At 59.1% G+C, this 11154-nt stretch carries 7 protein-coding genes; 2 read left to right on the top strand and 5 right to left on the bottom strand.

All coding sequences use genetic code 11. The annotated features are described in order from the left end of the window. The coding region (locus VFQ24_06705; protein HET9178031.1) for a hypothetical protein at nt 1–187 on the top strand (187 nt) is incomplete at its 5' end. 153 nt (nt 188–340) lie between these two features. Here VFQ24_06705 and VFQ24_06700 read toward each other — a convergent pair. From VFQ24_06700 to VFQ24_06685, 4 genes are all read right to left on the bottom strand, one after another. Next, nucleotides 341–2278, bottom strand: coding sequence for a sulfatase-like hydrolase/transferase (locus tag VFQ24_06700; GenBank protein HET9178030.1), 1938 nt, complete (start codon nt 2276–2278; stop codon nt 341–343). 107 nt (nt 2279–2385) lie between these two features. After that, entirely contained in the window at nt 2386–4656 is a 2271-nt protein-coding gene (locus VFQ24_06695) for a discoidin domain-containing protein (GenBank protein ID HET9178029.1), read from the bottom strand. A 216-nt stretch (nt 4657–4872) separates the two neighbouring features. After that, nucleotides 4873–5739, bottom strand: a complete 867-nt coding sequence (locus tag VFQ24_06690; protein HET9178028.1) for an aminoglycoside phosphotransferase family protein — start codon at nt 5737–5739, stop codon at nt 4873–4875. 67 nt (nt 5740–5806) lie between these two features. After that, the gene (locus tag VFQ24_06685) at nt 5807–7831 is read right to left on the bottom strand and encodes an alkaline phosphatase family protein (protein HET9178027.1); all 2025 of its coding nucleotides are present in this window, start codon (nt 7829–7831) and stop codon (nt 5807–5809) included. Nucleotides 7832–8328: 497 nt separating this feature from the next. Here VFQ24_06685 and VFQ24_06680 point away from each other — a divergent pair, with 497 nt between their 5' ends. Next, nucleotides 8329–9630: an ROK family transcriptional regulator gene (locus VFQ24_06680; GenBank protein ID HET9178026.1), complete on the top strand. Its 1302-nt coding sequence runs from the start codon at nt 8329–8331 to the stop codon at nt 9628–9630. Between the two features lie 47 nt (nt 9631–9677). On the opposite strand, the gene VFQ24_06675 is transcribed toward VFQ24_06680, so the two are convergent. Beyond that, nucleotides 9678–10823 (bottom strand): potassium channel family protein, encoded by a 1146-nt coding sequence (locus tag VFQ24_06675; protein HET9178025.1) that lies wholly within the window; start codon nt 10821–10823, stop codon nt 9678–9680. Nucleotides 10824–11154: the final 331 nt, after the last annotated feature.

The following is an 11154-nucleotide window of genomic DNA, read 5'->3' as shown; positions in this document are numbered from 1 at the left end:
GGAGGTGGAGCAACGGCTGGACGGCACGGTGTGGCTGCGCTTCCGGGGAGCCTATCTCAGTCTGACGCCCTGCCCGGCGCCGCGGCCGGCAAGTCCTTCCGGCCTACGGCCTCCAGGACTTGCCGCCAGCAAAGCCCACACCCCTCCCCCAAACCACCCCTGGAGGGGGAAGTTTCTATCTGGCTAAATACCGGAACTTTCTATTTTGCGTTGACAGGAAAAAACCTGAAAAAAGCCAATTAACCCGAAAGTTCTCAGAAGGGCGATAGTTGAGCGGTCCAGGCATGGGACGGCCAGTAAGCTACGTTACTAGCAGCGATCCTTTTTGTACAGGCGGAATTCAGGGCGCCTTGGCGCGGGCAAACTCGCGCTGGGCCTTCGCTTCCAGCCCAAGAGCCTGGTAGGCGCGGGCCAATTCATAATGTGCTTTGGCCATCCTGGGATCGGCAGCCACGGCGCGTTCGAGCTCCCTGGCAGCGTCGTTCGGCCTTTGTAGGTAGAGATAGAGCTCGCCGAGCGCTTCGTGCGCCTCCGCATAGTCGGGCAGAATTTCAACCGCCCGGCGGAATGCTCCGATGGCATCGTCGGCACGCTTCTGTCGGCTGTAAGCAACGCCGAGATTATAGGCTGCTGAAAAGTTGCGCGGGTCGATCTCGAGCGCGCGCTTGAACGATCCCTCGGCGCCATCGACATTGCCGGAGCCGAGTTGCGCAACTCCCAGGTAGTACGCTGCCGCGCCATCGCTCGCATTGCGATGCAAAACGTATTGGAAGCCTTCCACCGCATGGACGTAATCCTTGAGCTCAAGCTCGTCCTGTGCGGCAAGGAAGCGAATCGTCAATGTTTCAGGCGCCGTCATCTCAGCCTGCATCAGCTTGCGCAACGATTCCTCATATTGGCCCTGCTGCTTATCAACCAGCGCCTCGGAGACAAGATTGTAAGCCTGGACCCGGTCCTTGGGATCAGGGAGGTTCCTGGTGTCGGCCTGGGGGAGGTTCGCCACTGAAACCGCGGCGTAACCGAGAGAGCGAAGGCTGGCGAGAAGCGCGGGATCGGTTGATTGTCCGGCAGCCGTGGAAGTTTTCGATCTGGGTGTGTATCGGCGGATTAAATCCTGCAGCCGATCGTTCATCTCGTGCGCGAGGGCTTGATGAGTGTTGAACAGATTGTGAAGCTCGTGAGGGTCCGTCTTCAGGTCGTAGAGTTCAGGTCGTGTCGTCTCAATGTACTTCATTCCGCGCCATTCGAGAGTCATCAGGCGGTTCCAGCCGAAGTGGATGAGCGGGGCGTAATTCTCAGCGTATTGGCCTGACACCTTTCCCGACGGACGGCCTGCCATCACGCCCAGGAGACTTTGCCCCTGTACGCTGGCGGGCAGCGGAAGATCGAGGGCCTGAAGCACGGTCGGCATCACGTCCACAAGCGAAACTCCCTGCTGCACCACGCGCGGAGACTCGCCGGGGATTCGGACAATCAGAGCGACATGGAGTGTTGCGTTGTAAACAAAGAAGCCGTGTGTTTTTTCACCGTGCTCGCCCAGGCTCTCGCCGTGGTCGCTGGCCAGAACGACGAGTGAATTCTCGTAGAGGTGTTGTCGTTTCAGGTAATCGAACAATCGGCCGACCTGTGCATCAGCGAAGGCGATTTCCCCGTCATAAGGATGGTTGCGGTACACGCGGGCATAAGGTTCCGGAGGATCGTATGGAGCATGGGGATCGTAGAGGTGTACCCAGATGAAAAAGGGCTTCTGCGGGTGGGACTCGAGCCACTTCAACGCCAGGTCCACAACCTGGTCGCCGCGACGCTCGATCTGGTCCAGGTGGATCTCTCTCGATCGTCCCAGATTGAAATGGTCGTAATAGGTGTCAAACCCCTGGTCCAGGCCAAAGCGCGAGTCGAGGGCCGCCGAACCGAGAAATGCTGCGGTGGAGTATCCATTCGCCTTCAGAACTCGAGCGAGAGTCGCCGTGCCGGAGTTCAGCTTGTTGCCGCTGAAATCGTGAATTCCCGTCGCCATCGGATACTGGCCGGTCATCAATGCCGTGTGCGCAGGCAGAGTGATGGGCACGGGCGTGAAGGCGTTCGCGAAGCGGATGCCAGTCCTTGCAAGCTGGTCGATGGCGGGGGTCTTGATCCGATCGTATCCGTAACAGGCCAGATGATCGGCCCGAAGAGTGTCAATGGTGACAACGACCACATTGCGAGCGGCCTGTGCTGCGCTTCCCACCAGCATCAGGCAAGCTGCCAGGAAGAATACTCTGGATGGAAAAGAAGTCATGAATTCTCCGGGACAGCGCCGGCGGCCGTTCAATCCGCGCCGGGCAGGAAACTCCCTCAGTCACCATCTGTGAATCTTCTCTGCTCCTGGCGCCTGGGTTTCCCGCTTTAACGTTCAACTCTTCCCCGCAAGATCGTAAGAGAAGCCTTCGGCAAGGTGAACAGCGTTCCTTTTTCAGCTTGCAGTGTTGACTCCAGCGGCGGACCGTCCGGATCAGCGTGGCTGTTGCTTCCGTCCGCATGCCACTGGAATTGTTCTGTTCCCAAAGTCACCATCCTGACTTTGCCAGAAAAGCCGCCTTCTTTCCGGGCCGATTGATTTTCAAACACGACATGGACCTTGCGGGCATTTTGCTGGTCACGATTGACGATCATCAATGACCATTCTCCGTCGGGCCGATCGAGCGCATACGCGGCCAGCAATTCGTTCCCTGCACCATCCCGAACATCGGTCGATGCGCGGCAGCAATGATGCATTCGGCCACCGGGTTTCACCCATTCCAGGTTAATCAATCGTGAAGCGAAATACTGCGAAGTGTACCCCTTGATTTCGTGGTCTTCACCGGCGGCGAACGCGCCAAAAGTCCCCCATCCATGGCAGCCGCTGTGGAGCGGGAAAGGGAAAAACTGGAAGTAATTAATTCCGGCGCCGCCAGCGGCCAGAAACGCGCCCACATACTCTGCCAGCCAGAGCGCGCCAAAGATATCGACAAACGACTGGTTGAGGTTCCAGGAGAGATTGCACTCCGAAATGATCATCGGAACGTTTTCAGGCAGGCCGTCCTCTCTCCAGACGTCGAGGATGTGGCTCACAAGTTCCGGTTCGCGGTAGAGATCAGACCAGGTTACAGCACAAGGCTCAAAGGGATAATGCTCAAACGACATGAAGGCAAGATCGTCAATCCGTCCATGCGATTTCAGATAATCCAGAAAGCGGCCCAGCCACGACGTGCGGCCCTGAGCATCCGGCCAGACCTTGATATCTTCATTGACGCCCTCGAATATCGGGCCTCCGAGTTTGGCCTCTGGCACAACGCGGTGAATGGCCGAGGCGAATTGCAGGTACAGAGCGGCGTAATCTTCCGGCATGGCGTACTGCCCGTCCGGCTCTTCGCCCATTTCCACATAGGAAACGGGATATCCGCGTTTTTTCAAATAGGCGATCTGCGCTGCCGCGTCCTCCGGGATTCCGTAGAGCATGGCGATGGGTACCATGGCCGGAAGGTTGTTGGTGACGCCGCTGGTGAAGAAGAGATCGAACCCCGTCTGTTCACCTCCCTCCATGTGGAGATCGCCTTCATCGTGCCAGGGATCGATGGAGGAACAGTAAGTTGCCGTCTGGTTCTGGTCAGGTGAATGCTGCATCAGGTCTACGAAATTTCCATCGGCGTCCAGCGTGCCTGCGTAAATTTCACGGATCGCGTATCCTTCCGAGTTCCGGGGATCCTCAGGCCCGTGCGTGTCCGGCGTGTGCGATGATTCTGTCATGAGGACCCGCAAGAATCTCGTTGTGATGGGCAGCGTTGAAATCCTCAGCGTCACGCTTCCGCCATGCCCTTCTTTGAGCAGCCCGCCGGGGAAGGTGTTCCAGACGCCTCCGGTGGGCTTGCTCATGGCATCTTCATTGCCTGTCCAATATTGGATGCTGTACGCGCGCGCGTATGGATCAGTCCAATCAATCCGCATGGCGTTCACTGGCTGGGCCGTTCCAAGATCGATTACCACCCACTGCGGATGTAACGCATCGCTTTCACCGGTGTAACGCTCAGCCAGGTAGGGATTGCTTTTCCAATAAGAGTTGGGGTCGCCATCGGTCAGGCGCGAGAAGCCGGATTCTGTCCCGCCGTTCCGCGTATTGCCGCGATGGCGCAGGTGGTAGCCGTATGAATGGAGGATAGGCTCTCGGAGCTCGGAACTGCCCGTGAAATAGCCGCGCTTGCGGGCGGCATCGCTCCAGGCGCCCGTGGGATTCCAGTGCCAGGCGGCGATCTGCAATTCCGTGTGCTGGCGGTAGCTCATGGGTCCCCAGCCGGCAGACAGGCACTGTTTGACCATCGGGGCGGCATAGAGCTTGTCCGCCGCCTTGTAGGGAATCATGTCAATTGAAGTTCCCAGCGCTTCGTTCGGTTTGAATGCATTTGTCTCGTGCCCGGGCGTCGCGTCAATGCGGATGGTCCCGAAGTTGGATTTCTCCCGCGGGGTAGTCCCACCCTGCGCGCCCAAACCGGAAAATCCGGATTCCGCTCCCGCCCGCGAGGCCGCCAAAACACTTCCTGGCGCGGCGGTTAGCGCTGCCGCTGTCGTCGCTCCAGCCAGGAACTTTCTTCGTGAGATATTAGACGCCGGTTTCTTCTTGCCGATGTCATCGCGCTCACTCATTTCGCTCAAAGATGCCTCCTCCTGGGGAACCAGTTCATCATATGTGGATTATGGCGCACCCGCATTCTAGCACCGGAGACTTTCAGGAGTGCGGACGATTCTCACCCTGGTGACGCTATCAAACGATGGTGGCCCCGTTCCTTTGCCGTGAGATTTCCGACAACCAGTAAGAGGGCGCTGCTGCCGCGCTATCAAGGTACACCTGGGATTCACTTTCTAAGGAGCTGTGGCTCTGGCGATTGCCAGTGATTCTTCATCGTTCCAGTCGTCGTGGGGTTCCGCAGCGGCCCGCGCAAAGGTCCATAGCCGGACTCGCTCATGGTCCACCTCGAGCAGGTCGGCAATGCGACGTATCGTTCTGTCGCGATCTGCTCGAAGCCTCTCATGGCAATTGAAAAGATGTTGTGTTGCATCGTAGGCCGGATCACCAACAAATGGCTTCGGATCGATCACCAGCCAGGGCTCCCGTTCAGAACGGAGGACGTTGGCCGCATGTAAATCCGTCGCCAGCAAGGTTTCCGCGGTCGCAGTGCGCGGCAGTTCGTAGAACAAATACAAACCCTCCCGCACCAGCCCTGCATCGGGCCATTTCTGCGCATCCGCAAGCGTCTGCCGGCTCCAATGTTTCAGCATCTCTGACAGGGGGCGAAAGGGATGCGGTGCGCGCGGCAATCGCCACAAGCGCCTTAGTAGTCCTGCGATCACCGGGTCCTGCTCGGGCTCCGGTAATGCACGCAAGGGCGTTCCGGGTTGGCAGCGCTCAAGGAGTATGGCGCCGTGGTCCTCGTCAGCCTCCAGAAGGCGAACCGTCGGGTCACCATCCCAGAAGCGCAACCCCTGGATTTCGTGCTCGCCCTCCATGTGCGGATTGCCAAGCTTCAGCACCGCGGGAGTTCCATCTGAGAGTGTCACTGGCGCAACCCAGCCTTCGGTCAGGTCCTCGTGGTCGAAGGGATCACCGACCGTCAGTGACCAGCGGCGCCCGAGCGTTTCTACCATTTCGGGCAGTCGCGCAAGCCACAGCGTCCCCTTTGGCGTGCGGCGGGCATTTTCAGCCACTCGGGCTGGGATCTTCAATGCCATTCCCTGGTCACGTTCGTGTATATGAAGCTGTGACCCTCGAACCGTGGCTCCATCGCGGGACTTCCTCCTACCTGCGGGCCTTATCTGCAGACGCTGGCCTGAAGTCCAAAGGCTTGCCGTCCAGGTGGCCGGGCGGGGCGGCGCCCAGGATTATCAGGACCGTGGGAGCGATATCGAGGATGCCGGGCTTTGGCGATTCAACCGCGCGATTGCAGAAGAAGATGCCGGGAGTGTCGCTCGGATCGGAGGCGCAATGATCGCCGCTCCACTTTCGCACATTGGCAACCACCACACCGGAAGGAATGGCGCCCAGGGCCGTCTGCCACGAGGTTCGATACCCCACCTGGAAATTGAGTTGAAGGTCGGGCGCATCCTTCATGTAAGGTCCGTGATCAATGTCCCTGCTGAGATAGACATTCTTCAAGACGGGCTGGCCGTTGTCAGGATCGCGATAGGCCAACAACTTCTGCTGAATCTCGTGCAGCAACTGATTTGCCTCGGGTCCCGGACTTACGATGCCTTCCCCCTCACGCCCCCGCTCGTTCAGATAAATTTGTCCCAAACCCAGCGCGTAGGCTCTGGTCCGGCTCCAGTCCACATTCGGGAAAAAACTGCCCTGGCCGGAAAGGTCCTCCAATTTGTAATTCTTCCCGCCCGTGCCGGGATTTTTGAGGGTCATATAACCATTCTGGACAAGCCAGGTGTTGGTGTTAAATCCCCACCGCCAGGTGTGAAAGCCATGATCAGAAACAATGATGAGGGTTGCGCCGGGTTTCATGGCTTTAAGCACCTGGCCGACGATTTCGTCCATGCGCTCGTATGCCTGCGGAATCGCATTACCGTACGCCCTGGCCTCCTCGGGATCGTAGCGGGGATGCTGAGGATCGATCAGGCGGAAGAACATGTGCTGGATGCTGTCCGTGAAAGTGAAAATGGATACCATCAGCGACGGCGGGTGGTTGCGAAGCTCGTCGAGCGTGATGTCTTCCAGCCTCTTTGACGTTCGCCAGCAATCCTGCAGAAAGACTCCGTCGCTGATCCGTTCTTCATTGAGCGCCCAGGTATCGTGCCACCAGCCGAGAGTTTTGTAGAGCCCATAGGTTCGCGCGAGCTGTGCGGAGAACTCGGCGGGGTAGGAAATGGGCAGAATGGGATGCACCGGATCGATATTGAGCGGTGACATGTAAACCCGAAGGTCGGGTGAAGTCTCGAGGACATAGAAGCGCGAAATAGCATTGATCGAGACAAACGGCGTAACGGGGAATTTGGATCGGAACCATCTGCTCCACTGGCCTTCGCCGACGTTTTCTGAGTTGCCGCCCAGCCGAATGGTAACCGTCTTGTCCGCAGGAGCGACGGTGAATTCCACGGGAACGGAGATTCGGCTGAACTTCTTCGCCGTGGGATCGGGGGGGCCATCCACCAGCGCGGTGGCACGATTATCTTCAACCGTCAGCCGGACCAGTTTTCCTCCGAATTCCGTATCCCCAACGTCCCACGGTGTCAGGTCTGTCCCAAAGTAAAAGAACGTTCCCCAGGTGCCACGAACGTCTGGCAGGCCAAGGCCGGCCAGGAGTTTCCCGCCGGGCACTTCGGTGGGCGGAAACTCAAGCGGCATCCGAAGCACGGTCACTTTGTAACCGGCCTCAGCCGCGGCGGCATAAAATGGCGTGCCGTGGCGCTCATTAATCGCCTTGGGCGGGCGGATGGGAATCAGGCTGAAGAGGAACTCGGGCTTTCGCTTATCGACCAGCGCAAGCTGGGGAAGATACGTCTTCGGGTCACGCTTGAGGAAGTCAAAAATCCCCGTCCCGCCCGGATTGATGCCGGTCGCGAATGAGGCCCATGCCACAGGTGATTCCGGGGGATTGGTCGTCGCTAGCGGCTTGAACGTGCCTGTCCGGGCGAGGCGGGCGAGGTTCGGAAGCCGGCCGGCCGCTACATATTTGGAAATCAGCGTCGGATCGGCGCCATCAAATCCCAAGACCACAACTTGCGTGGTGACGGGGCGAGTTGTCCTGCGATGACAGGCGACCGCGCACCCCGCGAGCATCACCGCACCCGCAAGTCCCAGCCAGACCCAGACTTTCATAACGCGTCCGTTTTATCACAAAGCGTGGGCATGTCCAAAGTGCGAAATGAAGAAGCGTCGCTGGATGGGCAGCGATGTGGCTTCATGCCGGTTTGCGCCTCGCGCGTCGAGAAACTGGTGGAGTATTGAAAAATGCATTTGTTCGCGGGTCTTTTGATAAACTGCGTTGCCTCAGCAGCACGAGAGGCAGGCATGTTTGCGGCTCAGGAATTTTTCGCTGGCACCCAAGATTCGCATCTGAAGAATTCAGAAGCCCACGGCCATGTTAAGCTCTACACAGTTGCAGTGGGCCGATCTTAGACATTGCCGAGGCTTCGGGCTATTGGGGGCATAGCTCACTCGAAAGGGAAGAGCGCCCGGAGATGATCAAAGTGCCGGAAAGTGCAGGCGGAGATTCTATAATCCTCCATTAGCCAGCCTCAGCAGGCGAATGGGCGGACTTGTTCTGGTCCCTGAGCACGCTGGCCGCCTCGCGCCCATGCGGTCAGGAGAAACGGATGTTAGGAAGGCCGAGACTGCTTCGCGACTTTAATGCGCAGCAGATTCTCCGTCTCTTGCGGAAACATGGTCCCTGTTCACGGGCGGACCTTGCCCGATACTCCGGACTCAGCGCCCCGACAATCTCCAGCGGCGTCGCGTATCTGAAACAACATGGCCTTATCGAGCCCATGGGTCAGGGACCCTCGAATGGCGGCCGCCCACCCAATCTTCTCCGTTTTAATTCTGCAGCGGGCTATGTGGCGGGTGTTGACATCGGGACATCGCTGGTGCGGATTGCGCTCGCCGACCTCAATGGCACCATTGTCGAGAAACTTGACGTTGCGACGCATTCCCAAAGTACTCCGGAACATGTCGTTTCGCTGATCGCCACCGGCATCAGGAAGCTCCGGGCCCGGCATAAGGTCCCGGCGAAAAAGCTGGTGGCGCTGGCCGCGGGCGTTCCAGGGATTACTGACATCCAGAAAGGGGTCGTGCTTTCCGCCCCTATTCTGCCGCAATGGCAGGCCGTTCCCTTGCGCGAGGTTCTCGCGGAGAGAGTTGGGACACACGCAACAGTTGAAAATGATGTCAACCTGGCGGCGCTTGGCGAGGGGCGCTGGGGCATTGCACGTGGAGTAAAAAACTTCGTCTTTTTGACGGTCGGTTCCGGGATTGGAGCAGGGATTTTTATCAATGGCCACCTGTATCACGGCGCCGACTGGGCGGCCGGTGAGATCGGTTATCTCTACGTACCCGGAACCGAGGAGAGCCCGCTGGCGATTCTGAAGCCTGGGCCGCTGGAAGCTATGATTGGCGCCAAGGCGATTGAGTGTGCCTGGCGGAATCTGGAGGGTCAGAGCGGCGGGAGCAGTGGCCAGAAATCGGAGTTGGACGGCGGGGGCATTCTGGACCTGGCAGAATCAGGCGAGCCGCTGGCCGGCAGGATATTGCAGCAGACAGCTCGAATTCTTGCCGACGCGGTCACGAACATATGCGTTGTCCTCAATCCATCCCTGGTTGTTTTGGGAGGTCGCGTCGGCTCGCGTCCCGCCCTTTTCAAAGCCACCAGCCAGATCATCGAACGCAACGAATTCTGCCGGCCCCGCGTCGCGGTCAGCAAGCTGGCAACTGAAGCGACGGTGCTTGGAGCGGTCCAACTTGCGCTAAACGTGGCTGAGCAGAAAATCCTTCCCGACATCGAGAATTACGATGCTTTTCCCCGCGAGGGACAAGCGCTCCACCATTCTGGCGACTATGCAGATCCGAGGGAGAACTCCGGACCTGGGACCGGCGACGTGCCTGATTTGCGCGACTCTTAGGATGGACACTGCGCCGTGGGGTCTTTGCGTGAGCTGCTTTTGATATTTCAGGAATGGTCATCTTCTTCCACGCTCACTGTGGCTGACGGGTTTGCTGCTGACGAGACCTTTTCCCAGGCGCTGGTTCGCCAGTTGTCAAGGCGTGGCCCGGCGGGTCCCCAGGCGGGCAGCGTCATCACCAGCCGCTCGGAAAATCCGAACAGGTACGGCTCATACATGGCCCGCATTTTCTCGAGCGTTTCTTCTGCCGCCCGTTCCCTGCACATGGGCGTCCCGCTGGCGCAAAGGACCTCACGCAGCTCGGCGAGCGTGGCGGGCTCAAAGCGGTCGGCTGAAACGAGGCGCGGCGGGATGGATAGGGCCTGCGCCAGGTCCACCAGCGCGTGACGGCAGATGGCGAAGGTGAGTTCCGCCTGCCAGCGCAGCGCGCCCTCGGTGTGGGCAACGAGCAGCGCGCAGGCATCCAGGATGGTGGCCAGAGCTGACACCCACGACTGGTTGTTGTGCTGCGAGCGGAAGTAGCAGAGCACGGGATAGGAGAGATGGCTTTCCATCAGCTCGGCCGCCCAGCTTTCCCAGGCCCGCAGATATTCGCCGAGCGCTTCCAGGTTCTGCTGCCGAACGTGGCGGCGCAGCAGTTCGGCGGCCGTGGGCGGCGAGCCGGCGCGCGCGTCGAGCAGCGAGATGTTAGCCTCGCGCCGCGAAAACGCTCCATAGAGCACCGGCAGATAAGAAATCACCACCGCCAGGAAGCCGAAACCCATCCCGGCCTCGACCACGGTCACAAACCGCGCGAAATGCGTGTGCGGGATCACGTCGCCCAGTCCCAGCGTAAAAAAGCTGGTGCCGCTCAGGTAAAGTTGCGTACGGAACGATTGCACCGTCCAGGGTTCGCCCATCATGTGGCCGGCCGCCCACTGCACCATGGCGAAGCCCAGAATCAGCCCGCTGGCCCACACTCCAAAAAGCATCAGGATCGAGAGCGGCCCGAAAATGCCCAGGAAACCGTCGCGGCGTTTGGCGGATTGGATGCGGCGCGCGATGGCGAACCACGGCCTTCCAGTGGAACGGTAGAACGCCGCCGCCAGCCGGTAGCGCCGTGTGACGCGTCGCGGCAGAATGATGGTTTCAAAAGCGTCCCAGAGGATCGTGCCCAGCAACAAAATTCCCAGCAAACCAATGAACGCGGCCACCGAGATTTCCTTTCTCCAAGCGCCTGCGAAGCTGTTCCCATAACTCTAGCAGGTTGGTTGAAAACGTTCTAGAAGGGTATTGTCCCGCTGGAGCCTTCAGCTTTCGGCCGTCAGCCTACTGCCTACCGCTTTCCTGAGGCCCGGAGGGCCGACAGATTTTATGGCGAGATAAACTCGCCGCTACGGCGCCTCTTCGCGCACGATTTTGCTGTCAACGCAAAATAGAAAGTTCCGGTATTTAGCCAGATAGAAACTTCCCCCTCCAGGGGTGGTTTGGGGGAGGGGTGTGGGCTTTGCTGGCGGCAAGTCCTGGAGGCCGTAGGCCGGAAGG

Source organism: Terriglobia bacterium (genome assembly GCA_035712365.1).
Classification (GTDB): domain Bacteria; phylum Acidobacteriota; class Terriglobia; order UBA7540; family UBA7540; genus SCRD01.
This window is presented reverse-complemented; position numbering and strand designations above follow the sequence as displayed.